Raw genomic sequence first — 25526 nt, 5'->3', positions numbered from 1 at the left:
TGCCGCTCGGGTGCCCGGGCGATCAGTTGTTGTTCTTCATGGTGGAGCCGGTTCCTCCCGGCTCCTTCGGTGCCCAGCTCGGAGCCTGGGTGGCGTCCTTGAAATCGGTCGACTTCATCAGGACCCGCCAGTCCTCCTTGCCCGCAGCGCCGTCCAGCCGAACGGTGAACTCTTTGACCTGGTGCGTGTCCTGGAAGTACAGGACCACGACTTGGCGTGCTGAACCTCCGTCGTAGAAATCGCCCGTCACTTTGCCCCGGGCGCCCGCTCCGAAGCCCTTGATCCAGTTCTCGGCTGTCTTCTGGGCCACCGCATCGCTGCTGTCGTTGGTCGCCAGCTTCCGGAGCTCAGCCGCCTTGCCGTCGGCGATGTGCCACACGAGCTCTTGCATCACCAGCAAGGAGCCGGTGGAGGGGTAGCCGACCACGTGCAACGGCTCGTGGTCGGCGTACATCTGCTCGTACGACGCGCCCGGTCCGCTGGCATCAGCAGAGTTGTTGTCGAGAACAGCACATCCGGCCGTCAGCAACGCCGCTGCTGCCATCCAGCCGGCCGCTGCATGGCCCCGGTCCAACCTACGCATCTCTTGGTCCTCGTAATCAGCCGGTCGATCGGTGCGCTTTCGGGACTTGTTGACCATGAGGAGGGAGGGGCGGCTGCGCGGGTTCCCGGTTGATCGGTTTCGAGTGACCGCCAGGGGTCAGCTCTCGGGGTCGTACATGATCTCTCGGACCTCCTGTGCGCAGCGGCAGGCCTCGGCGATTTTCGCGGCCCATCGCAGCGCTTCCTCGCGGGACGGGACCTCGATGATCGAGAAGCCGCCGATGACCGCCTTGGTCTCGGGGGACGGTCCGTCCGTGACCGTGCCGTCGGTGGCCACGATGCTCGCCCGTTGACGCTGCAGGCCGGCGCCGAAGATCCAGACTCCTGCCTCCTTGGCCTCGCGGAGTACCCGGTGGGCCGCCTCGCCTACCTCCGGCAAGTCCTCCTCGGGGAAGTCCATCGATCCGTCGTCGAACGAGATCAGGTACCGCGCCATCGTGTTCGTCTCCTTCTTCGGTGACCCCTTGGTCTCGGTAAGACGGATACCGCGTCGCCTTCTCATCGGTGGGGCGCGAGCAGGCATGCGGGGTGGTGATATTGATTTGGGCATGACGGGTGAACAGCCGCAGCCGGTGGCCGGGCGGGTGCGATCGCCGTGGGCGCGCCGCGGGATGCAGTTCGGGTTGGGGTTGATACCGCTGAGCGCGGCCGCCTGGGGAGCCCACCGCTGGCTGGCGGAGTCATGGACCAAGGCCGCCGTGCTGGCCGTGTCACTGGCCTGCCTGGGAGTGGTCGCGCAGGAGGTCGCCGAGCGTCGGCGGGCGGGGCGTCGGCCGGCGCCGTGAGCGGTCGGCGGGAACGGTTCCGGCGCGTCCGCTGTCTTTGAGGTCATGACCACGGAGCATCGCCACCTCGCCCTCCTGACCTGCGCCCTCACGCTCGTACCGGCTCTGCTCCTCACCGCGTGCAGTGCGGGTGGTGGGGCAGGTGCCGCTCCTGCGGCTTCCAAGTCCCCGGCCGCGCAGCGGGAGAAGCAGCTCGCGGCGACGGCCCAGCGGGTCCTCGACACCACCTCGGCTGACGCCCCGCTGGTCTCCGGCCTGGACCGCGTGTCGGACAGCGTCCAGAACGAGCTCGGTCTGCCCCGCGGCGGCGGCTACCGCGTCACCGTGGTCTGCGCGGGCCGGGGGTCCGTCGAGGTCGGCTTCGTGCCGGCGCGCACGGCCCCCGCCGAGCGGGTGTCCTGCGACGGCGTCCCCGTCTCCGCGCGCTTCGCGGTGAAGGCGGCTGGGACCAGGATCGACGTGCGAAACGGCGGAGGGGCCTCCGGGATGTTCGCCTGGCGCGTCGACAAGGTGCGTCAGAGTTCGTAGTCGCGGGCCAGTTCCGCCCAGTCCAGCTCCCGGAGGTCCGCTTCCGCCTCGCACTCGTCCGGGACCTGGGTCGTCGGCTGGAACCAGACGACCGTGAGGCCCGAGCGGAAGAGGACCGGGTCGTGCGTGGGGTCGAGGGGGCCGGAGCGGAAGGAGCCGATGCAGGCCACCGGGGGCAGGATCTCCACCGGGCCGAAGGCGCCCGCGTACTGGTCGGGATATTCGCGCGAAGGCGCGACGAAGTGGATCGGGCCGCTGGGGAAGGCCAGTTCGGCGGCGCGCAGCAAACCCTTGATGCGCATGTCGTTGACCAGCTTGCAGGGGTAGCCCTCGAGCATGCCGCCGTACGTAGATGACAGCCGCACTTCGGTGAGGTCGACGGAGCGGCCGGAAGTGAGGATCACGCGGGTCAGCGACATGATCCGCACTCTAGGGCGGTGGTGCATCGAGGTCCTTGTGTTTTTTCCGTGCCGTCCGGAGGCCCGGACGGGCCGTCCTGTCAGGCCCGGTGACCCGTCATCCGGGCGGCCGACGCGATCGTCGCGCGGGCCTCGCGTTCGGACAGGCCGGTGTCGAGCGCCGCGTCGACCAGGGGGGCGACGAGGGCGGGGCCGATGCCGTTCTCGTAGGCGCGGCAGGCGGCCCAGAACAGGCGGGTGTTGCGCTGGCCCTCGTGCGCGGCGAGGACGAACTGGACCAGGCCCTGCCCGTGGTCGCCGGCCGAGGGGTGGGTCGAGGGATGGGTGGGCCGCGGAGGCGGCAGGAGCAGCCGCAGCAGCGCGGGCGGGCAGGCGGCCGGGGCGAGGTGGGCGGTGCCGGGAGCGGCCGTGTAGACGCCGTGGTCGGTGCGGGAGCCGGGCCCGACGAGGTAGCCGCCGGCGCCGCGGATGTCGATGCCGGGGGCCAGGCGGCCGGCGGAGTTGGGGACGGCGGTGCCGGGCGGTCCCGTAAGCCAGAGGTGGCGGCCGCCGCTGGGGGTGAGCACGACGACGGTGTCGGGGATCGTGAAGAGGTGGCGCAGGGCCAGTTCGCGCAGGGCCGCCGAGGAGTCGGTGCCGGACTTGGTGTCGAGGTCGATGCCGATCAGGTGGTGCGGCGGCAGGCCGCAGGCGATGCCGTAGCCCGTCGCCCAGGGGGCCGCGGCGAACAGTTCGCGGATGCGCGCGGGGTCGGCCGAGGCGTCGTACACCCCGTGGCCGAGGCGGCCGCACTCGCCGTGGCAGGGCTGGGGGTCGGGGTCGTCGCGGTGGGGGGAACGCAGGGCCGGAAGCTTCGTGCGGGACAGGGGGATGACGGCCAGTCCGCGTTCGGCGGCTGACAGGGCGTGTGCGAGGGCCAGCGTCGTGGCCTGCCGGTCGGTGGTGGCCATGCCTCTATGTTCGTACGTACGTTCGAAAAAGGGAAGGGGAGTCGGCCTCGACGCGCCGACGGTGAGGAGATTGGCCGGAAATCTGCCGGAACGGTTCGCCCCTTGTGCGCCATGAGTTCTGGTCATCATGTGATGCCCTGCTCTGAGACGGTAAGTGGCGAAAGGGGTTTATCGACTTGTCGTAGCACTTGAGTGGGAATCATGGCTTTCGGGGTGGTTCGCCGGGGATTCGGTGGGCAACTCTGGTCTCGCGACGTCGTGCACAACCGCCGGGGCGGTCGGCCAACTCCCCTGGCAGCAGCCGTACTTGATGTACCTGACGTACCTGACGTACCTGACGTACCTGACGTACCTGACGTACCTGACGTACTTCCGGCTAGGAAGCCGGGTTCTGGAGGAAGAACATGGCAAGCATCCGTACCGCCCGCGTCATCGCCGCCGTCTCCGCCCTTCCACTGGCGGCCGCCCTGTTCGCGGGCGTCGCGGCGGCGGACAACGGCGCCTTCGCAGGCGACGGATCGAACGCGGGCGTGGCGAGTGTCGTAGGCAGCGGTGTCGGCCACGACAACAACGGCAACTCGTCCACCACGCAGCAGAACGCGGTGGGCTCGGGCGCCTCGAACCAGAGCAACACCGCGCAGGTCAACGGCTCCGCGTTCACGGCCATCCAGCAGGGGAACGAGAACGTCGCCATCCGCTTCCGCCATCTGTGGTGAGCCGTCGGCTCTGACCCGGAGGGGGGTTCGGGGCGGGGGGCCCGGGGAGGGCCCGGGGAGGGTCAGGGGGCAGGGGAGGCTCAGGGGGATTCCGGGGGTGTGCTCCAAGGGTCGTGACACGTCTGCGCGGCGGTGCTTCGGTGCCGCCGCACAGGCGTGCCCACATATGGAAAAGCAACCTTGACACCGCATCAGATCTGACGGACAGTCAGAAACCTCTCAAGCGGCGAGGGGGGCGACGGTGGGCGAGGACGAGCTGAGCGCACGGCTGAAGGCCTACGAGGGACGGGCCGCCACCGTCGCGGGCGTGGGCAAGGACCCCGTCAACCTGCCCATGATCCGGCACTGGTGCGAGGCGATGGGCGACACGAACCCCGCGTACACGGGCCCGGACGCGGTGGCGCCGCCCACCATGCTCCAGGCCTGGATCATGGGCGGCCTCTCCGGCCACGGCGGGCACTCCCAGGCGTACGACGAGCTCAGCGCCCTGCTCGACGAGGCCGGCTGCACCTCGATCGTCGCCACCGACTGCGAGCAGGAGTACCTCCGGCTGCTGCGCCCCAGCGACGAGATCACCTTCGACTCGGTGATCGAGTCGGTGTCGGACCGGAAGACGACCAAGCTCGGCACGGGGTACTTCGTCACGACGCGCACGAACGTCCGCGTGGGTCCCGACCTCGTCGGCACCCACCGCTTCCGCGTCCTCAAGTACGCCCCCGCGCCGCGCCCCCGCAAGCCGCCTCCCCGTCCCCGCCCGGTGATCAACCGCGACAACGCCGGCTTCTGGGCGGGCGTCGCCGAACACCGGCTGCTCATCCAGCGCTGCACCGGCTGCGGCACGCTCCGCTTCCCCTGGCTGCCCGGCTGCAACCACTGCGGCTGCCCGGACTGGGACACGGTCGAGGCGAGCGGCGAGGGGACGGTGTTCTCCTACGTCGTCATGCACCACCCGCCCTTCCCGGCCTTCGATCCCCCGTACGCCGTCGCCCTCGTCGAACTCGCCGAAGGCGTCCGCATGATCAGCAACGTCGTCGGACTGCCCTGCGACAAGGTGCGCACGGGCCTGCCGGTCCGGCTGGAGTTCCACTCCTACGACGACGAGCTGACACTGCCCGTCTTCCGCGCCCTGGAGGAGGCCGTATGAGGCAGGAGGCCCCCTTGCGGGCCGGTGAGGAGCTCCCGCCGCTGGAGATCCCCGTGACCCGCACCCTGATCGTGGCCGGCGCCATAGCCTCCCGCGACTACCAGGACGTGCACCACGATCCCGAACTGGCCCGGCAGAAGGGCTCCCCGGACATCTTCATGAACATCCTGACCACCAACGGCCTGGTCGGCCGCTACGTCACCGACCACTTCGGCCCGACGGCCGTGCTCCGCCGGGTCGCCATCCGGCTCGGCGCACCCAACCACCCCGGCGACACCATGGTGCTGACGGGAACGGTCGAACAGGTCGACGGGGACACGGCGACGGTCCGGGTGGCCGGGGCGAACACGCTCGGCCACCACGTCACCGGCACGGTGACGGTGACCGTGCCGCCCGCGGCGCCGTCGGGGGGTGCCGGATGAGCGTGCGGGCCCGCGACACCCTCGGCGGTCGCGCGGCGATCGTCGGCATCGGGGCGACGGAGTTCTCCAAGGACTCGGGCCGCAGTGAGCTGCGGCTGGCCGTGGAGGCGGTACGGGCCGCGCTGGACGACGCCGGGCTGAGCCCCGCCGACGTGGACGGCATGGTCACGTTCACGATGGACACCAGCCCGGAGATCACCGTCGCCCAGGCGGCCGGGATCGGGGAGCTGTCCTTCTTCTCCCGCGTCCACTACGGCGGCGGGGCGGCCTGCGCGACGGTCCAGCAGGCGGCGCTCGCCGTCGCCGCGGGCGTGGCCGAGGTGGTCGTCTGCTACCGGGCCTTCAACGAGCGCTCGGGCCGCAGGTTCGGCTCCGGGGTCCAGCACCGCGAACCGTCGGCGGAGGGCGCGGCGCTCGGCTGGGCGCTGCCGTTCGGGCTGCTCACCCCGGCGTCCTGGGTGGCGATGGCGGCCCAGCGCTACCTGCACGTGCACGGGCTGACGCCGGAGGCGTTCGGGCAGGTGGCCGTCGTCGACCGCAAGTACGCGGCGACGAATCCGGCGGCCTACTTCCACGGCCGCCCGATCACCCTCGCCGACCACGCCGCCTCGCGCTGGATCGTCGAGCCGCTCCGCCTCCTGGACTGCTGTCAGGAGACCGACGGCGGCCAGGCGGTCGTCGTCACGTCCGTGGAGCGCGCCCGCGACCTGCCGAACCGGCCCGCCGTGATCGCGGCGGCCGCCCAGGGCGCGGGGCGCGGCCAGGAGCAGATGACCAGCTTCTACCGCGACGACCTGACCGGCCTGCCGGAGATGGGCGTGGTGGCCCGGCAGCTGTGGCGCACCTCCGAACTGACACCGGCCGACGTGGACGTGGCGATCCTGTACGACCACTTCACGCCGTTCGTCCTGATGCAGCTGGAGGAGTTCGGGTTCTGCGGGAGGGGTGAGGCGGCCGATTTCGTCGCCCGGGAGACGCTGCCGATCAACACTCACGGAGGACAGCTCGGGGAGGCGTACCTCCACGGGATGAACGGGATAGCGGAGGGCGTACGGCAGCTGCGCGGGACGGCCGTGAACCGGGTGCCGGACGCGGAAAGGGTCCTGGTCACCGCGGGTACCGGCGTTCCGACGTCCGGCCTGGTCCTGGCCGCGGACGGCTGAGTTCGACGCCGTCCGCGGGGCCGACCCGCAGGGGTCTTCCCGCAGTAGTCCCCACCCGCTCGTCCACCTTCAGGAGGTGGAGCCGGCCCCACCCCTACAACCTGAGGCGGACCCGGCTTCGGGACCTGCGGCCGATGAGCGGGAGGTGCACCCGCTCATAGCGTGGAGCCATGACCACACCCGTCTGCACCAGCGCCTCGACCGCCGCCGCCCCGGCGACGCAGACTCTGCCGTACCCGTCGTTCTCTTCGTACGTCAGGGCCCGGCAGCCGGTGCTGCTGCGCACCGCCCGGTCGCTCACCGCGAACCCGAGCGACGCGGAGGACCTGCTGCAGACCGCGCTCACCAAGACGTACGTCGCCTGGGAGCGGATCGAGGACCACCGGGCGCTGGACGGCTATGTGCGCCGGGCCCTGGTGAACACGCGCACCTCGCAGTGGCGCAAGCGCAAGGTCGACGAGTTCGTGTGCGAGGAGCTGCCCGAGCCGGAGCCGGTGCCCGCCGGGGACGACCCGGCCGAGCAGCAGGCGCTGCACGACGCGATGTGGCGGGCGATCATGAAGCTCCCCGACCGGCAGCGGGCCATGGTCGTCCTCAGGTACTACGAGGATCTGAGCGAGGTCCAGACGGCCGAGGTGCTCGGCGTGTCCGTGGGCACGGTGAAGTCGGCGGTCTCGCGTGCGCTCGGCAAGCTCCGCGAGGACCCTGAGCTGGGCCTGGTCCGCTAGGGCGGACACCGTCTGTCCGGTCGGTTTTCGCCACCGTGACCTGATCGATCACCGGCAGCTAGTGACATACCGCTCGGTATGTGCGCAGAATCAGCGCGAGCCCCCTACTACCGCGTTGGCAATGTCGCCCCGGGAGGACGCCGTGCTGAGCACCATGCAGGACGTACCGCTGCTGATCTCGAGGATTCTGACCCACGGGTCACGGGTCCACGGCACCTCACAGGTGACCACCTGGACCGGGGAGGGCGACCCGCACCGCCGCTCCTTCGCCGAGATCGGGGAGCGCGCGGCGCAGCTGGCGCACGCCCTGCGCGACGAGCTCGGGGTGGCGGGCGACGACCGTGTGGCGACCCTCATGTGGAACAACGCCGAGCACGTCGAGGCGTACTTCGCGATCCCCTCCATGGGTGCGGTCCTGCACACCCTGAACCTGCGGCTGCCGCCCGAGCAGCTGGTCTGGATCGTCAACCACGCGGCCGACAAGGTCGTGATCGTCAACGGTTCGCTGCTGCCGCTGCTCGCGCCGCTGCTGGACAAGCTGCCGACGCTCGAGCACATCGTGGTCTCCGGACCCGGTGACCGGTCCGTGCTCGCCGGCGCCCACGCCCGGGTCCACGAGTACGAGGAGCTGATCGCCGACCGGCCGCGCAGCTTCGACTGGCCGGAGCTCGACGAACGCACGGCCGCCTCCATGTGCTACACCTCCGGCACCACGGGCGACCCCAAGGGCGTGGTCTACAGCCACCGCTCCATCTACCTGCACTCGATGCAGGTCAACATGACCCAGTCGATGGGGCTGACCGACCAGGACACCTCCCTGGTCGTGGTCCCGCAGTTCCACGTCAACGCCTGGGGCCTGCCGCACGCGACCTTCATGACCGGCGTCAACCTGCTGATGCCGGACCGCTTCCTGCAGCCCGCGCCCCTCGCCGAGATGATCGAGAGCGAGAAGCCGACCCACGCGGCCGCCGTTCCCACCATCTGGCAGGGACTGCTCGCCGAGCTGACCGCCAAGCCCCGTGACGTCTCCTCCCTCGTCCAGGTCACCATCGGCGGCTCGGCCTGCCCGCCCTCCCTCATGAAGGCCTTCGACGAGCTGGGCATGCGGGTCTGCCACGCCTGGGGCATGACGGAGACCTCCCCGCTGGGCACGGTCGCCCGCCCGCCGGCCCACGCGGTCGGCACCGACGAGGAGTTCGCCTACCGCCTCACCCAGGGCCGCTTCCCCGCCTCCGTCGAGGCCCGCCTCACCGGCCCCGGCGGCGAGCGCCTCCCCTGGGACGGCGAGTCGGCCGGCGAGCTGGAGGTCCGCGGCCCGTGGATCGCCGGCGCCTACTACAACGGCCCCGACGCCGAACCCCTGCGCCCCGCCGACAAGTTCAGCGAGGACGGCTGGCTGAAGACCGGCGACGTCGGCACCATCTCCGCCGACGGCTTCCTGACCCTCACCGACCGCGCCAAGGACGTCATCAAGTCCGGCGGCGAGTGGATCTCCTCGGTCGAGCTGGAGAACGCGCTGATGTCCCACCCGGACGTCGCCGAGGCCGCCGTGGTCGCCGTACCGGACGACAAGTGGGGCGAACGCCCGCTCGCCACGGTCGTGCTGAAGGAGGGCTCCACCGCCGACTTCGAGACCCTGCGCGCCTTCCTCGCCTCCGACGCCTGCAAGATCGCCAAGTGGCAGCTGCCGGAGCGCTGGTCGATCGTCGAGGCGGTGCCGAAGACGAGCGTGGGCAAGTTCGACAAGAAGGTGCTGCGCAGGCGGTACGCCGAGGGAGACCTGGACGTCACACAGCTCTGACGCACGGACGCGCCGGGCGGGACTCCCGAGGAGTCCCGCCCGGCCCGTATCCGTGCGGCTGCGGAAGCCGCGGCGGTCACCGTTGCATGGCCGTGACGGTCACCGTCGCATGGCCGTGACGGTCACCGGCGTACGGCCGCGGTGATCACCGTCGTACAGCCGTGGCGCTCAGCGCCGTACGGCCGTCGTGGTCCAGCCCAGCAGGAGCCACACGCCCGCCACCGCGCACACTCCGCCCCAGCCCCAGTGGCTGAAGGCGAGGCCCGCGAGGGCCGAGGCGGTGGCGCCGCCCGCGAAGCCCGCGACCACATAGGCGCTGTTGGCGGTGGCCGGGGTGGAGGTCGTCGTCAGGGCCAGGGTCTGGTTGGCGACGTGGGAGGCGACCAGGGCCGCGTGGATGGCGACCGCCGCCGCGAACAGGGCCACGAGCATGTGCCCGCCCAGCCAGAACAGGGGGACGGAGACGGCCGCGAGGACATAGGCGGACCGTACGACCTTGGCGGCGCCGAAGCGGTCCACCAGTCCGCCCGCCAGGGGCGCCACCACGCTGGCCGCGAGCCCGAAGAGGCCGAAGAGGCCGGCGGTGGCGGTGGAGTAGCCGTAGGAACCGCCCGTCAGCAGCAGGGCGAGCGAGGTCCACAGGGCGCTCCAGGCGCCGTACATCCCCGCCTGCCGGAAGCACGCGCGCCACAGGTCGGGCGAGCGGCGGACCACCGAGGGCATGGCGAGCAGCCCGGCGAACAGCGACCCCTGGCGGTTGCGGGTCTCCGTGGGCAGGACGGCGGCGGTGGCCAGGCCGAGCGCGGCCGTCAGCACCGCCGCGCCGACGAACACCGTCCGCCAGCCGAAGGTCTGCCCGACCAGCCCGCCGAGCACGCGGGCCGCGACGATGCCGGTGAACAGGCCCGCGATGACGGCCGCGACATGGCGGGCGCGCCGGTCGGCGGGAGCGCGCTGGGCGACCAGCGGGACCAGGAGCTGCGGGACCACGGTGGCCGCCGAGGCGATCAGGACGGCCGCGGCGAGCGCGGTGGTCCCGGCGGCGGTGGCGCCGGCGATCAGGGCCGCCGTGGTGACCACCGACAGGACGGCCACCAGGCGGCGCCGGCTGACGCTGTCGCCGAGCGGGGCGAAGAAGAGCAGGCCGGCCGCGTAGCCGAACTGGGCGACCGAGGCGATCCAGGCCACCGCCGACGGGGTGGAGCCGAAGTCGCGGGCGATGAGGGGGAGCAGGGGGGCCGCGAGGTAGATGTTGGCGGCCGTGACGGCGGTGCACAGGGCGATGAGGGGTAGCAGCAGGCGACCGGCCAGGCCGTCGGCGGGGCGCCGGGGGTCGGTGGTGCGGGCTCGGGTGAGGGTGGTGGTGGTGGACATGGCGGGCGTGCTCCTTCGAGCCAGCTCTAGCAACTAACTGGTTGGTTGGAATGGTGAACAGTCTGGAGCGCGGTCCGATTCCCTGTCAACCAAACGGTTGGTTACTTGTCCCGCTACCCTGTCCTCATGGCAGCAGTGAGGGACCCCGAGGCCACCAGGGCCCGGATCTTCGAGGCGGCGGTCGCCGAGTTCGCCCGGCACGGCATCGCGGGCGCCCGCATCGACCGCATCGCGGCCGAGGCCAAGGCCAACAAGCAGTTGATCTACGCCTACTTCGGCAATAAGGCCGAGCTGTTCACCCAGGTCCTGGGAAAGGTCATGCTCGACCTGGCCGTCGCCGTCCCCGTCGACCCCGACGACGTCGAGGGCTGGATCGACCGCCTCATGAACTACCACGAGCAGCACCCCGAGGTGCTGCGCCTGCTCTTCTGGGAGGGCCTGGAGTACGGCGCCACCGCCGAACTCCCCGACGAGGCCGAACGCCAGGAGCACTACCGCCGCAAGGTCGCCGCCCTGGAGGACGGCCAGGCGCGCGGTGTCGTCACCGACGCCATCCCGCCCCGCGACCTGCTGTTCCTGCTGATCGCCGTGGCCAACTGGACCGCCGTCGTCCCGCAGATGAGGCGCATCCTGGTCGGTGCCGAGGCGACCGACCGCGACCGCCTGCGCGCCTCGGTGAAGGAGGCGGCGCGGCGGCTGGTGGCGAAGTGACCGCCGTCAGGCGCTAGTTGGTGCCGATCCGGGCCAGCAGGTCCACGATCCGGGCCTGCACCTCGTCACTGGTCGACCTTTCCGCGAGGAAGAGGACGGTCTCCCCCGACGCCAGCCTGGGCAGGTCGGCCTGGTCGACGGCGGCGGTGTAGACGACGAGCGGAGTACGGTTGAGCTGGCCGTTCGCGCGCAGCCAGTCGATGATCCCGGCCTGCCGGCGATGCACCTGCATCAGGTCCATCACGACGAGGTTGGGCCTGAGCTGCCCGGCCAGCGTCACGGCGTCCGCGTCGCTCGCGGCCCGCGCCACCTGCATCCCCCGGCGCTCCAGCGTCGCGGTCAGGGCGAGCGCGATCTCGGCGTGCTCCTCGATGAGCAGCACCCGCGGCGGATGCTGCTCGCTGTCCCGGGGTGCGAGCGCCTTCAGCAGGACGGCGGGGTCGGCGCCGTAGGCCGCCTCGCGCGTCGCCTGCCCGAGCCCCGCGGTCACCATCACCGGCACCTCGGCGGCGACGGCCGCCTGCCGCAGCGACTGCAGTGCGGTCCGCGTGATCGGGCCGGTCAGCGGGTCCACGAACAGCGCGGCCGGGAAGGCGGCGATCTGTGCGTCGACCTCCTCGCGCGAGTGCACGATCACCGGCCGGTACCCGCGCTCGCTGAGCGCCTGCTGAGTCGTCACGTCCGGCGCGGGCCACACCAGCAGCCGGCGCGGATTGTCCAGCGGCTCCGGCGGCAGCTCGTCGTCCAACGGCTGTGGCCGCGGCGGGTCGGCGACCTCGACGGCGCCACCCGGTCCGTCCAGCGGCTCGGGCCCCTCGGCGGCGTTCTCGTCCGGCGCCCCTATGGCGTACGACCGTCCAGTGCCCTCGGTCGCCTGCGCGAGCCGGGCCTGACCGGCGAGGGAGGGTTGTGCCTGCGGCTGCGGCTGCGCGGGAGTCTGGTCGGCCGTCGGGTGCGGGCGGGCTGCCTGCTCCGGCGCGCCCGCCGCGGCGGGGTCGGGCCGCGTCCCCAGCTTGCGGCGCCGTCCGGAACCGCCGGGGTTGTGCGGCGCGGGGGTCGCCGTCGGCTGCTGGACCTGCGCCGCCTGCCGGGTGAAGGGCACCCCCTGCCCCAGCGTCCGCACGCTGATCGCGCGCCCCTGCGTCGAGTTGGGGTCGACGGGAGCGGCCGCGTCGGCGGGAAGCGGCTGGGCGACGACGCGTGCGTCCGGAGCCATCCGCCCCGCACCGGCCGTCGCTTCGGTGGGCGGCTGGACACCGGGGTGCGGAGGGGGCGTGGGCTGGGAGGACTGCACGGGCTGCACCGGCTGCACGGGCTGCGGCGGCTGTGGCGGTACCGGGGTGGCGGCACCGTCGGCCGGGACGGGCACGCCGACGCCGGGAACCGCCGCCTGTGCCGGCAGGGGCTGGGCGGGGGCAGGGGTGCCGGGGGGCACAGGGGGAGGTGCCGGCGTGGTCTGTGTGCCCGGTGCCGGCGCCGGAGCGGCCTGGGCGGGCAGGGGCTGGCCGGGGGCGAGCGGGACGGCCGCGTTCATCACGTTCGCCGCGTCCGGGGCTGGAGCGCCCGGCATCTGAGCGGCGGGCGCCGGTGGCACAGGGGCAGGCTGGCCCGGCAGTACCTGGGCGGGTCGGCCGGGAAGTGCCTGAGCGGGCCCCGGCTGTACGGGAGCGACCGGCACTCCCTGTGCCGGGACAGGCTGGCCGGGGGCACCCGGGACCCCGACGGGCCGGCCGGGGGCGCCCTGGACCGGGATCGGCTGCCCCGGCGCCATCTGCACGCCCCCCGGCAGCGCGCCCTGCGCGGGAACGGCCACCGACTGCTGGGCCACGGCCTGCTGGACCTGCGGCTGCTGCCCGGGCGGCACCGCCTGCACCGGCTGGCCCGGCGGAATCGGCTGACCGGGCATCGACTGCCCCGGCACGGTCTGCCCGGCGGGCGCCATGCCGCTCTGCTCGCCGACGCCCTCCTGCGCCGGTACGCCTGCGCCCTGCGCGGGCGTTCCGGCCGCGGGCGTCCCCTGCGCGGGCGCCGGCTGTGCCACGGCACGGCGACGGCGGCCCGTCGGAGCGGTCGTGGGATGAGGCTGCGGCGGGGTGTGGTCCCCGGACTGGTCGTGGGGCACGGCGTCGTGCCGGCCGTCGTCGACCAGGGCGTCACCGGCCGCGTCCTGACCGCTCTGACCGGGAAGCTGCGTCTGCGGGCCGGGAACCTGGCCCTGGGCCTGGACCTGTACCTGCCCGGGAATCTGGGGCTGCGCCGGGGCCGGCGGGGGAGCCACCGCGCTGTCGGGCGTCCGGTCCGCCTCCGCCGGGGGCAGCGCGAACACCGCGCGGGGGCCGGCCTCCTGTGCGGCGGCGCGCTCGTTCGCGGCGGCCAGGGCACGCCGACGGCGCCCGGTCGGCTGGCCGTCCTCGGTGGCAACGGGCTCTCCGGACTGGTCTCCCGGAGCCGGTTCCCCGGTCGGCGTGGGCGCCGCGGGCAGTGCCGCCGGCAACGCCTGCTGGGCCCCGCCGCCGTGCCGGGCGCGGCGCCCGCCGGACGCGGGCACGCCCTGCGGCGGAACGGTGCCGCCCAGTCCCGTACCCACGGCGGCGGTTCCCGCGGCATGCTCGGCGGCCATGACGACGGCACCCTCGCTGACCCCGTCACCGGAGCTCTCCGCCGGCCGTCCACGCCGCCGCCCGGTGCCACCGGACACCTCCAGGGCGGCCGAGGCCGCGGCGGCGGCCGACTCCTCCACGGCCCGCCGCCTGCGCCGCCCGGTGGGCACACCGGCCTCCGCGTCGGCGGCGGCCGGCTCCCCGCTCTCCCCCGCGACCTCGCTGTCCAGGAAGGCGTCCACGGAGGACCGCCGGGCCCGCCGCCGCCCCCCGCCGGAGGTGTCATCCCCTGCCGGCGTCTCCACGGGGACCTCGGCCGCGACGGCCCCGGCCCCGCCCCCGATGGGCACCTCCAGCACGAAGGCGCTGCCGCTCATGCCGGGCACCTCGTGGGTCTGCAGCACACCGCCGTGGGCGCGCACGACCCCGCGGACGATCGGCTCGTGCACCGGGTCTCCCCCGGCGTACGGCCCGCGCACCTCGATCCGTACGACCTCGCCGCGCTGAGCGGCGGCGACGACGACGGTGTTGTCCATGTAACCGCCCGCGGAGACGGGCGCGTTGCCGGTGGCGTCCACTCCGGCGACATCGGCGATGAGGTGCGCGAGCGCGCCCGCGAGTCGCTGCGGGTCGACCTCGGCCTCGATCGGCGGGGCGTGGACGGCGAACTGCACGCGCCCGGGCCCGATCAGCTCGACGGCGCCGTCGACACCGGCCGCGACGACGGCGTCCAGCATGACCTTCGTACGGGTGATCTGCTCGCTGCCGGCGTCGAGGCGCTGGTATCCGAGGACGCTGTCGATGAGCGTCGTGATCCGGGAGTAGCCGGCGGACAGGTGGTGCAGCACCTGGTTGGCCTCGGGCCACAGCTGCCCGGCGTCGTCGGCGGCGAGCGCGGCCAGTTCGCGCCGCAGCTCGTCCAGCGGCCCCCGCAGCGAGCGGCCCAGCAGGGTCAGCAGCTGCTCGTGGCGTCCGGCGAGAGCCTCGTACCGGTCCTTCTCCCGCTCGCCGAGCGCGGCGTACCGCTCCTCGCCGGCGGCGAGCTCCTCCTCGTGCTGCGCCTGGAGGTCCTCGAGTTCGTTGAGGTGCTTCTGCCGCAGGGCGGTCAGCTCCGAGGCGTGCTCCTCGTCGATCCGCTCCAGTTCCTCGGCGTGCCGCTTCTCCTCAGCGGCCTTCTCCTCGGCGAGGGCGTCGTAGGGCCGCCGGTCGGTGAAGGTCATCACGGCGCCGACGAGCTGGTCGCCGTCGCGCACGGGCGCGGTGGTGAGGTCGACGGAGACGGGGTTCCCGTTCTTGGCGTAGAGCACCTGCCCGCGCACCCGGTGCTTGCGCCCGGAGCGCAGGGTGTCGGCGAGGGGGGACTCGTCGTACGGGAAGGGGGAGCCGTCGGCCCGCGAGTGCAGGACGAGGGTGTGCAGCTCCTTGCCGCCGAGATCGCTGGCCCGGTAGCCCAGTATCTGGGCGGCGGCCGGGTTGACGAGCACGATCCGCCCGTCGGTGTCCGTCCCCACGACGCCCTCGGCCGCGGCGCGCAGGATCATCTCGGTCTGCCGCTGCGACCGGGCCAGCTCGGCCTCGGTGTCCACGGTGCCGGTCAGGTCGCGCACGACGAGCATGAGCAGCTCGTCGCCGCTGTAGCCGTAGCCGTCGTACGCCTGCTGCCCGTTCTCCAGGTTGGCGCTGGTCACCTCGACGGGGAACTCGCTCCCGTCGGTCCGCCGGGCGATCATCCGGGTCGGCTTGGTCCGCCCGTGCGGGTCCATGTGATCGGGCCGCCGCATGGACCCGGGGATGAGCTTGGAGTCGAACTGCGGCAGCAGGTCCAGCAGCCCCCGGCCCACCAGAGCCGTCCCCGGTGCCTCGAAGGCCTCCAGGGCGATGGTGTTGGCGTTGACGACGGTCCCGTTGGCGTTGACCAGCACCAACGCGTCGGGAAGCGCGTCGAGTATGGCTGCGAGGCGAGCAGCGCCTCGGGATGGCCTGCTGCTCACGAGACGCTTCCTCCCTGTTACCGCACCTTGCCGACCGCTCGGGCCATCTTGCCAACCGGCCCGCGGCGTGTCACGCGGGGGAGTCTACGGGCACCGGTTGCGCCCGCGGCCCCGGATGAGAGGGAGGTCGCACGAGGAAGTGAAGTAGAACGTGTGATCGCATCTTCCGGGCCCTCGGCCTGGCCTGGGCGACTTTACGAAGCCGTGGTTTCCGCCAGGTGATGCCCGCGGGCATCGGGGATTCGGGGCGAACGCCCGGCTACGGACCCCGCACGCCCGGCCGCCCCGAACGCCCATGCCCGGCCGCTACGGACGGCCCTGGGGTCGTAGATCCGGCAGCAGCGGCGCCATCCGGTCCCAGCGGGCGATCTCGCACCCGTTGTCGCGGCTGTACGTCGCGTCCACGGGGCGGCCCGCCCAGACGCCGGTGACGTGCGCGGTCGCGGGGCCGCCGTACTGCATGGTGCAGATGCTGCCCTCGGGCACGGGGGCGAAGGTCTCCCGTCCCCATCGGCTGCCCCGATCGAGGGCCGCGCAGGCGCCGGCCACGTCCGGGTGGTCCCCGGCACCGGGGTGGCAGTACAGCCGGAAGGTCCCGTCCCTGCCGTCGCCCGCGTGCCGCACGGTGACGGTGAGGTGGTCGGCGGGGAGGTCCCCGTCGCGGGCGGGAGGGGGAGCGAGGGCGGCGGCGGGGGTGAGGGGGGAGACGGCGCCGAGTGCGCCGAGGGTGAGCAGGAGCCGGGCGAGGGGCCGGCGGCGGGTACGGACGATGACCTGGGACATGACCTGACTAACGCGGAGCGCGGCACGACGTTGCGCACCCCGTCGCACGCGCCGCCGCGCGCGGGGCAACCCCTTTGCTCTGCGGCCCGAGTGCCTAGTACCGTGGAGGCCGATTGGTGACAGCACGCTCGACTGTGTCATCATCTGCACGCACCACTCGCGCTCGCGCGAGCGGCTGTGCTGGAGGCGTCGCCTAGTCCGGTCTATGGCGCCGCACTGCTAATGCGGTTTGGGCCTTAAAGCCCATCGAGGGTTCAAATCCCTCCGCCTCCGCCCCTGATCACCAGTGATCACCGAAGCCCCGGTCCCACGGACCGGGGCTTCGTCGTTCCCCACCTCGTCCCACACCCCCACTCGAGCGCGTTTTCGCAGCTCACAAGGGGTAGGCCAAACGGATTTCACATGGCGGCGGCAGTCATGTAATGTTCTTCCTGTCGCCGCGAGCGGGCCGAAAGGACCGGGAGCGGCGGAAAAACAAAACAAGCACTCGTAGCTTAACGGATAGAGCATCTGACTACGGATCAGAAGGTTGCAGGTTCGAATCCTGCCGAGTGCACACAGGTCGAAGCCCCCTCGGAATCATCCCGCAGGGGGCTTTGTCGTGCCGTGGTGAAGATCAGGTCCCGGTCGGGGTGGCGGGGTGAGGCTGATTAACCGTTGGCCGGTCGGCCGGTGGGTTCTGTACTTTGCCGCTATGACCGACAACCGAAGGGGCGATGCCGCGTAGGCGCCCGTCAGTTCTGCGGGGTGAGCTGCCCGTCCGTGGTGTGCGGCGGCGCCGGTATCCGCCGATCGACCGTCTTTCCGGGTCCTGTGCCGCCGCTCTGCGCCGGCTGGAGCGGACCCGTTTCTGGCCCGAGGCCACGGAAGAGGCCTTCTGGCACTGGCGTGCTCTCGCCCATGGTCCGCTGAGGCGCCTCGTCGACCCCCTCGCGGGTCCCGGCTGCGGGATTCTCGAGTGCGGGTGCTACGACGCCGGTTTTCGCGGGCACCTCGAAACCGTGCTGCACGCTCTGCCCAAGAAGAGCGCGCGTGAGTTGCGCGCGCTCGTGCGCGCCCTCGACGAGAAGATCCTGACGAGGGCCGCGGTCATCCCGGCCGACAGCCTGGACGTGCCCTGGTGGCGCGAACTCTGAGACGCCGCAAGGCGGTTGCGGGGACGGCGGGCAGCGGCAGGCTGTCGGCGGGCTTCTGGCTCCGGGGAGGGGGCGGTGGCCCCTCGTGCGTCCTGCCTGCGCTACGGTGGCTCGCTTTTGTCGTGTACACCTATGGGGGGTTTGATGCGGCGAACCGCAGCGGCCGCGAGCGTCGTCACCGTGCTCGTGCCGCTTCTCCTGGCCGGCGCCTCGGATGCGTCGGCCGTGACCAAGGGGTCTCTCACCGTCAGGACGCTGGACCGCGGCGGCAAGGCCGTCTACGCGCAGGTGGCGGTCTACAACACGAAGACGTACGACTTCCGCTACATCGACGGCAACAAGAAGATCTCGCTGCCCAACGGCACGTACGAGCTGGTCACGTCCTTCACCGGGGGCAACGGTGAGGACGGCGTCGTGGGCGGCCGCACCGTGAAGGTGTCCGGGGCCACGACGACCACGTTCGACGCCCGCAAGGGCCGCGCGGTCAAGGTCTCGCTCAGTCCCGGCCCGGGCGGCGGGTACGACCACGGCGTCACCGCGGCCGTCTGCGCCACCGACAACAGCCCCGCCACCATGAGCATTTCGGCACCGTCGGGCGAGGTGTACGCCATCCCGAACAGCAGCAGGGCGTACGAGCTGGCCTACGGCACCCTCTACGAGCCGCGGTCGGCGACCGGCGGGGACGTCTGGCTGGCGTCCGCCACGCACGGCCACGGTGTGCCCGCCGGTGTCTCCGCGACGCTCAGGACATCGGGGCTGACCACCCTCAAGGTGTCCGCCCGTTCCGGCCCCGACAGCGGACAGGCGCGGTTCTCGTTCAACGGCGAGCGGAAGGACAGCGGCGTCGACTGCGAGTCCGGGATCGACATCGTCGACGTCGAGCGGGACCTGCCGGCCTCCTTCGCCGTCCATGTCCCGGCCGGCCAATGGGAAGTGGGCCAGGAGGGCCACGACCTCATCGACGGCGGATTCCGCAAGTACGCGGCCGGCAGGACGACTTCGCTGTCCCTCGGGCACGCGGTCTGGGGACCCGGCGGGCATCTGCCGTACACCTGGTACCACCAGCTGTACTTCGGGAACGACAATCCGTTCGCCGACCCGAAGTTCACCGCCGGCGGGATCCTCGCCTCGGGAACCCTGAAACTGACCCACGCCGGCAAGAAGCTCTTCAAGCGCAGCTACGGCCCGTCCCAGGACCTCGACGCGACCCCGCGGATCCCGGGCTCGGGCTGGTACACGGTCACCGAGACCGCCCGCCGCGGCGGGCTGCCGGCCGGATCGCTGTCGACGTCCTCCAGTCTCTCCCTGCACTTCTACGCCGACGCCGGCAAGAACCAGCAGATCCGGGACTACATCACCCGCTTCTGGCCGGAAGGGCTCGACTCCCGCAACAGCGCGGCGGCCGGGTCGACCACCACCGTCGACCTGGGCATGCAGCGCCTGGGCACGGACGACGGCACGATCGGCCGGCTGTCGGACGGCGTGAAGTCCGTACGGGCCTGGTACACCACCGACAACGGCACCACCTGGCACGCCTGCACGGCGAAGCTGTCCGGCGGCAAGTGGACGACCGCCGTCCACAACCCCGCCTCCGGGCGCGTCGGCCTGCGCTCGACGGTCACCGACACCCACGGCGACAGCTCCACGACCACGGTGTACAACGCGTACGCCGTGCGCTGAGGACCTCCTCGGCCACGACGATCGGAAGGCCCCGGCGAGCGCCGGGGCCTTCCGTGCGCGCGGTCGGCACCGATCCGGACGGTGATACTCGGGGGATGGCTGCCGTGTCACCCGTCTCCGAGCCGTGCCGCCGGCTGCTCGCCGACGTACTCGCCGCAGGCGCTCCGTACCGTCTCGCGCTCGCGGGCGATCACGCACTCCACGCGCACGGCCTGACCGGCCACCCCGGCCGGGAACGGAACCTGGAGTTCGCCACGGAGCATGCCGAGGACATGGGGCGGATCGTGGCCGTGCTGCGGGCCGGGCTGTGGGGCCGGGGCCGGCAGGCGGGGGCGTGGGAGACGGGCGCCCTGTCCGCGCGGCTGATCGTCACCGAACCGGACGGCGGCGAGGAGTACGAAGTGGGGGTGGCGAAGGAAGTCCTGTGGCGTCCGCCGGTGCCCACCGGGCACGGACTCGCCCTGTCCCTGGAGGACGCGGTCGGCATCAAGGTCCGGTCGCTGGCCGGGCGAGGACTGGTCGGGGACCTGATCGGCGTCCGGGCCGCCGCGGACCGATGGAGCCTTCCCGAACTCGAGGAGCTCGGCCGCCGTCACGCCCCCGACGGGTTCGACCTCGGCGACCTGCGTATGCGCCTCACCGGCACGGACTGGATCGACGACACCGACTTCGCCGTCCACGGCCTCGACGCGCCCGCGATCGACGAGCTGCGCCGGTGGGCTCAGCGGTGGGCCGACGAGATCGGGGAGCAGTTGTGTGAGGCGGGAGCGCCGGAAGAGGACTGACGCCCTTGAGGGGGCAGGCGGGGCCGCTCAGGCCGACGTGTCCGCCAGGCGGTGGAAGGCACGTGTGGTGCGCGGGTGGGCGAGTTCGTCCAGAACGTGGCGCCACTCCGGGTCCGAGGTGTCCGGGTGGGCCTGGTCCCAGGCGAGGAGAAGGGGAGCGAGCTCGCTCTCGGGGACCTCCTGGGCCGCCTGGACCTCGTGCGGAATCGATTCGCCGTGCTGCTGCGGCTGCATGAAAGGTCTCCGTCCTCGAAGGTTTCCGTCCTCGTCCTACGATGCCGCCCACTGCCGGACCTCACTATGAGGTGCGCCACCGCACCGAGGGTGCGGGTGGCCGTACCTCCGTGAGGGCCGTTCCCCCACCATGGTGCCTCAGGACAAGAAGGAGGAAGCCGGTGAGTCGGAGGCGTTACGTCGCCAGAGGGGTTCCCGGTGGCTACCGGATCTGGGACAACCACGGCCGCCGCTGGTGGGGCGACCTCTACGAGCTGTGCCCCGACGATCTGCTCACCGAGCTCAACGGTGAGGCGAACAGCGAGCGCATCACGGCACTGCTGAAGCGGTACCGGGCCCTGAAGCGGTGAGCACGGCGGTCCTCGTCGTGCTCGGACCCCGTTGTCAGTGGGGTCTTCTACTCTCGTGAGCGATGGCACAGGCGTGGAAGTGCACGGGGCTGCGGTGGTCGGCGGATGGTCCCGTGCTGGTGTGGGACGGCGGGCGGCGCAGCGTGCTGACCCGGGGGAAACGGGTGGCCTTCGGCGTCGCGGACGGGGGTGTGCGGACGTGTGTGGGAGCGCGGGGGAACGCGTGTCCGGTGCGGGCGGCCGTGCCGGCGCGGAGTACGGGGGCGCGGTGCGAGGAGTGCGCGCGGCTGGACCGGGCGCACTCCGTGGCCGCCGACACGATCGCGGACGACCCGCGGCCGTACCGCGTATATCTGGCCTGGTTCGGTCCCGGCCTGGTCAAGGTCGGGATCACCGCCGAGGAGCGGGGCAGCGCGCGGCTGCTGGAGCAGGGGGCCGTCTGCTTCAGCTGGCTCGGGCTCGGTCCGCTCATGGCCGCGCGGCGCACTGAGGAGCTGCTGCGGGCCGCCCTGCGGGTGCCGGACCGGATTCCGTACGCCGAGAAGCGTGCCGTGCGGTCCCGGCTGCCGGCGTCGGCGGCCGAGCGGGCGGCCGAGGTGGAGGCGCTGCACGGGCGGGCCGTGGCGCTGGGCGGCTGGCCCGAGTCGCTGGAGCGGCAGCCGTGCCGGGTCGTCGACCACGTCGGGGTGTTCGGGCTGGAGGGGGTGCCGGGCGCCGTCGCGGAGGTCGGCGAGCTGGCCGGCGGCGGGTGGGTGAGCGGGGAGCTGGTCGCTGCCGCGGGGCCGGATCTGCACCTCGGCACCGCGCGGGGCGTGGTGGTGCTGGACACCCGGCTGATGACGGGGTGGGAGATCGTGCCGGCCGGGGAGGAGCACGGGCTGACCGTTCCGGTGAGGGAGTTCAAGGAGGCCGCAGGGGTGCAGGACGGGCTGTTCTGAGGGGGTCCAGGAGCCCTTTCCGCCCTTTTCGTCCTTTCTGTCCTTCCCGCAGGGAGGTGGACGCGGCCGTGGTGCGAGGGTGATCGTTGGGGGGCTCGCCACGCGGGGCCGCGGCGGGCGCGGTCACGGTCACGGTTTCGAGAGGGCGCATGACAGGGACACCGACGCAGACGGAAACAGAGCCCGAGCAGGTCCGGCGGTTCTGGCGGCGGCTCGGGCTGCCGGGGATCGTCGACGTCCACACGCACTTCATGCCGGAGCAGGTGCTGCGGAAGGTCTGGGGCTACTTCGACTCGCTCGGGCCGTTGACCGGCGGGCTGGAGTGGCCGATCACGTACCGGAAGGAGGAAGAGGAACGGGTCGCGCTCATCAGGGAGTTCGGGGCGCGCGCCTTCACGGCCATGCTCTACCCGCACAAGCCGGGCATGGCGCGGTGGCTCAACGGCTGGGCCGTCGACTTCGCCCGGCGCACGCCTGACTGTCTGCACACCTCGACTCTCTTTCCGGAGGCGGGCGTCGAGGACTACGTCCGGGAGGCACTCGACGCGGGAGCACGGGTGTTCAAGGCGCACGTGCAGGTGGGGGCGTACGACCCGGCGAGTGAACTCCTCGACGGCGCCTGGGGGTTGCTCGCGGAGGCGGGGACGCCGGTGGTGATCCACTGCGGGTCCGGTCCGGCACCCGGCAAGCACACCGGGCCCGAGCCGATCGCGCGCGTGCTGGCCAGGCACCCCCGACTACGGCTGGTGATCGCGCACATGGGCATGCCCGAGTACGAGGACTTCCTCGGCCTGGCCGAGCGGTACGGGGAGGTGCGGCTGGACACGACGATGGCGTTCACGGACTTCGCCGAGCAGCTGGCGCCCTTCCCCCGGCGGGCGTTGCCCCGGCTGGCGGACCTCGGCGACCGCATCCTGCTCGGCACCGACTTCCCGAACATCCCCTATCCGTACGTCGAGCAGCTGCACGCCCTGGAGCGGCTGGGGCTCGGTGCGGAGTGGCTGAGAGCCGTGTGCCATGACAACGGGGCGCGGCTGTTCGGGCTGTGACCGCGCCGCCGAGCCGCGCCTCAGGCCGCGCACAGCAAGCCTTTACGCGCTGATGACCTGGGTCTGGCCGATGATGGGGCGGCTGCCCCTGGCCCCGCGGGGAAAGAGCTTCCCAGGGGTTCCCTGAGAGGTGCCTGTGCGTTTCTTAGGGAAATCACAGGTTGTCGAAAGGGCTCTCTCAGAGCGTCCCGACAGTGTGTCCACCATGACCACGACCTCGCCCCAGGGGCGCACCGAACTGCTGAGGCCGGACGGGAGCCCCGTCCGAGTGCTTGTGGTGGACGACGAGATGTCGATCACCGAGCTGCTGTCCATGGCCCTTCGCTACGAGGGATGGCAGATCCGGAGTGCGGGGGATGGCACGGGTGCCATCCAGACCGCGCGGGAGTTCCGGCCCGACGCCGTCGTTCTCGACATGATGCTTCCGGACATGGACGGGCTGACCGTTCTCGGCCGGCTGCGGCGCGAGCTGCCGGACGTGCCGGTGCTGTTCCTGACGGCGAAGGACGCCGTCGAGGACCGTATCGCCGGGCTGACCGCCGGGGGCGACGACTACGTCACCAAGCCGTTCAGCCTGGAGGAGGTCGTGGCCCGGCTGCGGGGCCTCATCCGCCGCTCGGGCGCCGCCGACCGCCGCTCGGACTCCGTGCTGGTCGTCGGTGACCTGACGCTGGACGAGGACAGCCACGAGGTGTCGCGGGCCGGGGATTCCATCCACCTCACCGCCACCGAGTTCGAGCTGCTGCGGTTCCTGATGCGCAACCCCCGGCGGGTGCTCAGCAAGGCGCAGATCCTCGACCGGGTCTGGTCCTACGACTTCGGCGGACAGGCCAACGTGGTCGAGCTGTACATCTCGTATCTGCGGCGGAAGATCGACGCGGGGCGGGAACCGATGATCCACACCCGGCGCGGTGCCGGTTACCTGATCAAGCCCGCCGCGTCATGAGCGGGCGACGACGACCGCGTGCGCAGAAGCGACGTGCCGGCAAGCCGCGCACCCTGCGGGCGCGGCTCGTCGTCGCGTCCGTGGTGCTGATCGCGGTGGTCTGCGCGGTGATCGGCACGGTGACGACGGTCGCGCTGCGGTCCCACCTGTACGACCAGCTCGGTGACAAGGTGAAGGAGTCCGTCGGCCGTGTCGCGGGCCATGTTCCGGGCGGCGGCGCCGGAGCCCCGGGCGGTCTTCCCGGCAAACCGAACAACGTGCCCTCGGACTCGACCTCCTCTTCCTCGACGCAGCGCTCCCCGGACCAGGACACGGACACGCCGTCCGCCAAGGTCAACAGGTTCCTCCGCAACGGACCGCCAGCGGAGAAGACCGTTGCCGCCTACGTGAAGAAGGGCAAGATCGCCCAAGCCGGCTACAGCCAGCAGCAGAAGTACAGCAACGGCGCGTTCAAGGAGATGAACGCGGTCAGTCTGACCTCTGCCCAGAAGCAGGCCCTGGCGTCCGTGCCGAAGGACGGCAAGAAGCACACCGTCTCCCTGCCGGGGCTCGGGGACTATCTCGCGCAGTACGTCCCGACCGACAACCGCAGTGACGCGTACTACGTTGCTCTGCCGACCAAGGACGTCGACAGCACCGTCAACACCCTCATCGTCGTGGAAGTCAGCGTCACCGCCGCCGGGCTCGGCGCTGCCGTCATCGCCGGTTACGTCCTCGTCGGCTTGGCCACCCGCCCCCTCCGTCGCGTCGCCACCACGGCGACCCGGGTGTCCGAACTCCCCCTGCACACCGGCGAGGTGAACCTCAGTGAGCGGGTGCCGGAGTCGGAGACCGATCCGCACACCGAGGTCGGTCAGGTGGGCGCGGCCCTCAACCGAATGCTGGACCACGTCCACGGCGCCCTGCACGCACGCCAGCAGAGCGAGATGCGGGTACGGCAGTTCGTCGCCGACGCCAGCCACGAGCTCAGGACGCCGCTCGCCTCCATCCGGGGGTACGCGGAGCTGACCCGGCGCGGCAGGGAGCAGATCGGGCCCGACACCCGGCACGCCCTCGGCCGTATCGAGTCCGAGGCGGGCCGGATGACGCTGCTCGTCGAGGACCTGCTGCTGCTCGCCCGGCTGGACGCGGGCAGACCGCTCCAGTTCGAGCACACCGACCTCATCCCCCTCGTCGTCGACACCGTCAGCGACTCCCGCGCGGCCGGCATGGACCACAACTGGCGCCTCGACCTGCCCGACGAGCCGGCCCTGGTGTCGGCGGACGCCGCCCGCATCCAGCAGGTGCTGGTCAACCTCCTCGGCAACGCCCGTAAGCACACCCCCGCGGGGACGACCATCACCGCGCGCGTGCAGCGGCGCGGGCCGTGGATGTGCGTGGACGTCGAGGACAACGGGCAGGGAATCTCCCCCGAGTTGCTGCCGCACGTCTTCGAGAGGTTCGCGCGAGGCGACTCGGCGCGCTCCCGCGCCACGGGCTCCACCGGGCTCGGGCTCGCCATCGTCCAGGCCGTCGCGACCGCGCACGGCGGTGCCGTGACCGTGGACAGCGTCCCCGGGCGGACCGTGTTCACCGTGCATCTGCCGGCGCTCGCCCCGGCGGCCCCCCACCCGGCCCCCGAAACGAACTGGCAATCGCACTCACAGGCACAGCACAGTGCCGGCACATGGGTGCAACAGGGCACTTGACC

At 72.1% G+C, this 25526-nt stretch carries 25 protein-coding genes and 2 tRNA genes; 19 read left to right on the top strand and 8 right to left on the bottom strand.

Annotated features, from left to right (window positions below):
* Nucleotides 1-22 precede the first annotated feature (22 nt).
* Together LN251_RS13730 and LN251_RS13725 are read right to left on the bottom strand one after the other, a co-directional pair.
* Nucleotides 23-640: a hypothetical protein gene (locus tag LN251_RS13730; RefSeq protein ID WP_458244684.1), complete on the bottom strand. Its 618-nt coding sequence runs from the start codon at nt 638-640 to the stop codon at nt 23-25.
* Nucleotides 641-700: 60 nt separating this feature from the next.
* The gene (locus tag LN251_RS13725) at nt 701-1039 is read right to left on the bottom strand and encodes a YciI family protein (RefSeq protein ID WP_458244683.1); all 339 of its coding nucleotides are present in this window, start codon (nt 1037-1039) and stop codon (nt 701-703) included.
* Nucleotides 1040-1151: 112 nt separating this feature from the next.
* Here LN251_RS13725 and LN251_RS13720 point away from each other — a divergent pair, with 112 nt between their 5' ends.
* Entirely contained in the window at nt 1152-1388 is a 237-nt protein-coding gene (locus tag LN251_RS13720) for a hypothetical protein (RefSeq protein WP_458244682.1), read from the top strand.
* A 45-nt stretch (nt 1389-1433) separates the two neighbouring features.
* Nucleotides 1434-1916: a hypothetical protein gene (locus tag LN251_RS13715; protein ID WP_458244681.1), complete on the top strand. Its 483-nt coding sequence runs from the start codon at nt 1434-1436 to the stop codon at nt 1914-1916.
* On the opposite strand, the gene LN251_RS13710 is transcribed toward LN251_RS13715, so the two are convergent.
* Both LN251_RS13710 and LN251_RS13705 read right to left on the bottom strand, forming a co-directional pair.
* A complete protein-coding gene (locus LN251_RS13710; RefSeq protein ID WP_458244680.1) occupies nt 1904-2335 on the bottom strand; it encodes a hypothetical protein in 432 nt (143 codons plus the stop codon). The genes LN251_RS13715 and LN251_RS13710 overlap by 13 nt on opposite strands.
* A gap of 80 nt (nt 2336-2415) precedes the next feature.
* Nucleotides 2416-3285, bottom strand: coding sequence for a bifunctional DNA primase/polymerase (locus LN251_RS13705; protein WP_458244679.1), 870 nt, complete (start codon nt 3283-3285; stop codon nt 2416-2418).
* A 404-nt stretch (nt 3286-3689) separates the two neighbouring features.
* On the opposite strand from LN251_RS13705, the gene LN251_RS13700 reads away from it, so the two are divergent.
* The 6 genes from LN251_RS13700 (at nt 3690) to LN251_RS13675 (ending at nt 9259) form a co-directional block, all read left to right on the top strand.
* Nucleotides 3690-4001, top strand: coding sequence for a hypothetical protein (locus tag LN251_RS13700; RefSeq protein WP_458244678.1), 312 nt, complete (start codon nt 3690-3692; stop codon nt 3999-4001).
* A gap of 241 nt (nt 4002-4242) precedes the next feature.
* On the top strand, nt 4243-5145 hold the full coding sequence (locus tag LN251_RS13695) for a bifunctional MaoC family dehydratase N-terminal/OB-fold nucleic acid binding domain-containing protein (protein WP_458244677.1): 903 nt from the start codon (nt 4243-4245) through the stop codon (nt 5143-5145).
* A gap of 14 nt (nt 5146-5159) precedes the next feature.
* A complete protein-coding gene (locus LN251_RS13690; RefSeq protein WP_458246717.1) occupies nt 5160-5567 on the top strand; it encodes a MaoC/PaaZ C-terminal domain-containing protein in 408 nt (135 codons plus the stop codon).
* Nucleotides 5564-6730 (top strand): lipid-transfer protein, encoded by a 1167-nt coding sequence (locus tag LN251_RS13685; protein ID WP_458244676.1) that lies wholly within the window; start codon nt 5564-5566, stop codon nt 6728-6730. Before LN251_RS13690 ends, LN251_RS13685 begins: the two co-directional genes overlap by 4 nt.
* A 170-nt stretch (nt 6731-6900) precedes the next feature.
* Nucleotides 6901-7458: a SigE family RNA polymerase sigma factor gene (locus LN251_RS13680; RefSeq protein WP_058924386.1), complete on the top strand. Its 558-nt coding sequence runs from the start codon at nt 6901-6903 to the stop codon at nt 7456-7458.
* 121 nt (nt 7459-7579) lie between these two features.
* Complete coding sequence (locus LN251_RS13675) at nt 7580-9259, top strand: long-chain fatty acid--CoA ligase (protein ID WP_458244675.1); 1680 nt, start codon at nt 7580-7582, stop codon at nt 9257-9259.
* 168 nt (nt 9260-9427) lie between these two features.
* On the opposite strand, the gene LN251_RS13670 is transcribed toward LN251_RS13675, so the two are convergent.
* Complete coding sequence (locus LN251_RS13670; protein ID WP_458244674.1) at nt 9428-10633, bottom strand: MFS transporter; 1206 nt, start codon at nt 10631-10633, stop codon at nt 9428-9430.
* Nucleotides 10634-10759: 126 nt separating this feature from the next.
* Between LN251_RS13670 and LN251_RS13665 the strand changes: the two genes are divergently transcribed.
* Nucleotides 10760-11344: a TetR family transcriptional regulator gene (locus LN251_RS13665; RefSeq protein ID WP_458244673.1), complete on the top strand. Its 585-nt coding sequence runs from the start codon at nt 10760-10762 to the stop codon at nt 11342-11344.
* Between the two features lie 13 nt (nt 11345-11357).
* Here LN251_RS13665 and LN251_RS13660 read toward each other — a convergent pair whose 3' ends face one another.
* Together LN251_RS13660 and LN251_RS13655 are read right to left on the bottom strand one after the other, a co-directional pair.
* Nucleotides 11358-15935: a PAS domain-containing protein gene (locus LN251_RS13660; protein WP_458244672.1), complete on the bottom strand. Its 4578-nt coding sequence runs from the start codon at nt 15933-15935 to the stop codon at nt 11358-11360.
* Nucleotides 15936-16241: 306 nt separating this feature from the next.
* Nucleotides 16242-16718 (bottom strand): SSI family serine proteinase inhibitor, encoded by a 477-nt coding sequence (locus tag LN251_RS13655; protein ID WP_458244671.1) that lies wholly within the window; start codon nt 16716-16718, stop codon nt 16242-16244.
* Between the two features lie 182 nt (nt 16719-16900).
* On the opposite strand from LN251_RS13655, the gene LN251_RS13650 reads away from it, so the two are divergent.
* The 5 genes from LN251_RS13650 to LN251_RS13630 all read left to right on the top strand — a co-directional run bounded on the left by LN251_RS13650 (nt 16901) and on the right by LN251_RS13630 (nt 20319).
* A tRNA-Ser gene (locus tag LN251_RS13650) sits at nt 16901-16991 on the top strand.
* Nucleotides 16992-17201: 210 nt separating this feature from the next.
* Nucleotides 17202-17274, top strand: a tRNA-Arg gene (locus LN251_RS13645).
* 211 nt (nt 17275-17485) lie between these two features.
* Nucleotides 17486-17854: a hypothetical protein gene (locus tag LN251_RS13640; RefSeq protein WP_458244670.1), complete on the top strand. Its 369-nt coding sequence runs from the start codon at nt 17486-17488 to the stop codon at nt 17852-17854.
* Nucleotides 17855-17998: 144 nt separating this feature from the next.
* On the top strand, nt 17999-19534 hold the full coding sequence (locus tag LN251_RS13635) for a hypothetical protein (RefSeq protein WP_458244669.1): 1536 nt from the start codon (nt 17999-18001) through the stop codon (nt 19532-19534).
* Between the two features lie 95 nt (nt 19535-19629).
* A complete protein-coding gene (locus LN251_RS13630) occupies nt 19630-20319 on the top strand; it encodes a hypothetical protein (protein WP_458244668.1) in 690 nt (229 codons plus the stop codon).
* 27 nt (nt 20320-20346) lie between these two features.
* On the opposite strand, the gene LN251_RS13625 is transcribed toward LN251_RS13630, so the two are convergent.
* Nucleotides 20347-20553 carry a hypothetical protein gene (locus tag LN251_RS13625; protein ID WP_458244667.1) on the bottom strand — a complete coding sequence of 69 codons (207 nt, stop codon included), beginning with the start codon at nt 20551-20553 and terminating at the stop codon, nt 20347-20349.
* Nucleotides 20554-20714: 161 nt separating this feature from the next.
* Here LN251_RS13625 and LN251_RS13620 point away from each other — a divergent pair, with 161 nt between their 5' ends.
* From LN251_RS13620 to LN251_RS13600, 5 genes are all read left to right on the top strand, one after another.
* Nucleotides 20715-20903: a hypothetical protein gene (locus tag LN251_RS13620; protein WP_272176592.1), complete on the top strand. Its 189-nt coding sequence runs from the start codon at nt 20715-20717 to the stop codon at nt 20901-20903.
* Between the two features lie 62 nt (nt 20904-20965).
* Complete coding sequence (locus tag LN251_RS13615) at nt 20966-21841, top strand: DUF2797 domain-containing protein (protein ID WP_458244666.1); 876 nt, start codon at nt 20966-20968, stop codon at nt 21839-21841.
* A 149-nt stretch (nt 21842-21990) separates the two neighbouring features.
* Complete coding sequence (locus tag LN251_RS13610; RefSeq protein ID WP_458244665.1) at nt 21991-22890, top strand: amidohydrolase family protein; 900 nt, start codon at nt 21991-21993, stop codon at nt 22888-22890.
* Nucleotides 22891-23095: 205 nt separating this feature from the next.
* Nucleotides 23096-23836: a response regulator transcription factor gene (locus LN251_RS13605; protein WP_249835676.1), complete on the top strand. Its 741-nt coding sequence runs from the start codon at nt 23096-23098 to the stop codon at nt 23834-23836.
* The gene (locus tag LN251_RS13600; protein ID WP_458244664.1) at nt 23833-25524 is read left to right on the top strand and encodes an ATP-binding protein; all 1692 of its coding nucleotides are present in this window, start codon (nt 23833-23835) and stop codon (nt 25522-25524) included. The genes LN251_RS13605 and LN251_RS13600 overlap by 4 nt, the downstream gene beginning before the upstream one ends.
* Nucleotides 25525-25526: the final 2 nt, after the last annotated feature.

The sequence above is a fragment of the Streptomyces sp. MAI_2237 genome (assembly GCF_054189285.1).
This window is presented reverse-complemented; position numbering and strand designations above follow the sequence as displayed.

Excerpts from the sequence above, each read along its gene's own strand:
- LN251_RS13710 (WP_458244680.1), bottom strand. The coding sequence starts at position 2,335 with ATGTCGCTGACCCGCGTGATCCTCACTTCCGGCCGCTCCGTCGACCTC.
- LN251_RS13720 (WP_458244682.1), top strand. The coding sequence starts at position 1,152 with ATGACGGGTGAACAGCCGCAGCCGGTGGCCGGGCGGGTGCGATCGCCG.
- LN251_RS13715 (WP_458244681.1), top strand. The coding sequence starts at position 1,434 with ATGACCACGGAGCATCGCCACCTCGCCCTCCTGACCTGCGCCCTCACG.
- LN251_RS13730 (WP_458244684.1), bottom strand. The coding sequence starts at position 640 with ATGGTCAACAAGTCCCGAAAGCGCACCGATCGACCGGCTGATTACGAG.
- LN251_RS13700 (WP_458244678.1), top strand. The coding sequence starts at position 3,690 with ATGGCAAGCATCCGTACCGCCCGCGTCATCGCCGCCGTCTCCGCCCTT.
- LN251_RS13600 (WP_458244664.1), top strand. The coding sequence starts at position 23,833 with ATGAGCGGGCGACGACGACCGCGTGCGCAGAAGCGACGTGCCGGCAAG.
- LN251_RS13680 (WP_058924386.1), top strand. The coding sequence starts at position 6,901 with ATGACCACACCCGTCTGCACCAGCGCCTCGACCGCCGCCGCCCCGGCG.
- LN251_RS13675 (WP_458244675.1), top strand. The coding sequence starts at position 7,580 with ATGTCGCCCCGGGAGGACGCCGTGCTGAGCACCATGCAGGACGTACCG.
- LN251_RS13610 (WP_458244665.1), top strand. The coding sequence starts at position 21,991 with ATGACAGGGACACCGACGCAGACGGAAACAGAGCCCGAGCAGGTCCGG.
- LN251_RS13665 (WP_458244673.1), top strand. The coding sequence starts at position 10,760 with ATGGCAGCAGTGAGGGACCCCGAGGCCACCAGGGCCCGGATCTTCGAG.
- LN251_RS13670 (WP_458244674.1), bottom strand. The coding sequence starts at position 10,633 with ATGTCCACCACCACCACCCTCACCCGAGCCCGCACCACCGACCCCCGG.
- LN251_RS13615 (WP_458244666.1), top strand. The coding sequence starts at position 20,966 with ATGGCACAGGCGTGGAAGTGCACGGGGCTGCGGTGGTCGGCGGATGGT.
- LN251_RS13705 (WP_458244679.1), bottom strand. The coding sequence starts at position 3,285 with ATGGCCACCACCGACCGGCAGGCCACGACGCTGGCCCTCGCACACGCC.
- LN251_RS13725 (WP_458244683.1), bottom strand. The coding sequence starts at position 1,039 with ATGGCGCGGTACCTGATCTCGTTCGACGACGGATCGATGGACTTCCCC.
- LN251_RS13630 (WP_458244668.1), top strand. The coding sequence starts at position 19,630 with ATGGCTGCCGTGTCACCCGTCTCCGAGCCGTGCCGCCGGCTGCTCGCC.
- LN251_RS13685 (WP_458244676.1), top strand. The coding sequence starts at position 5,564 with ATGAGCGTGCGGGCCCGCGACACCCTCGGCGGTCGCGCGGCGATCGTC.
- LN251_RS13605 (WP_249835676.1), top strand. The coding sequence starts at position 23,096 with ATGACCACGACCTCGCCCCAGGGGCGCACCGAACTGCTGAGGCCGGAC.
- LN251_RS13625 (WP_458244667.1), bottom strand. The coding sequence starts at position 20,553 with ATGCAGCCGCAGCAGCACGGCGAATCGATTCCGCACGAGGTCCAGGCG.
- LN251_RS13635 (WP_458244669.1), top strand. The coding sequence starts at position 17,999 with ATGCGGCGAACCGCAGCGGCCGCGAGCGTCGTCACCGTGCTCGTGCCG.
- LN251_RS13655 (WP_458244671.1), bottom strand. The coding sequence starts at position 16,718 with ATGTCCCAGGTCATCGTCCGTACCCGCCGCCGGCCCCTCGCCCGGCTC.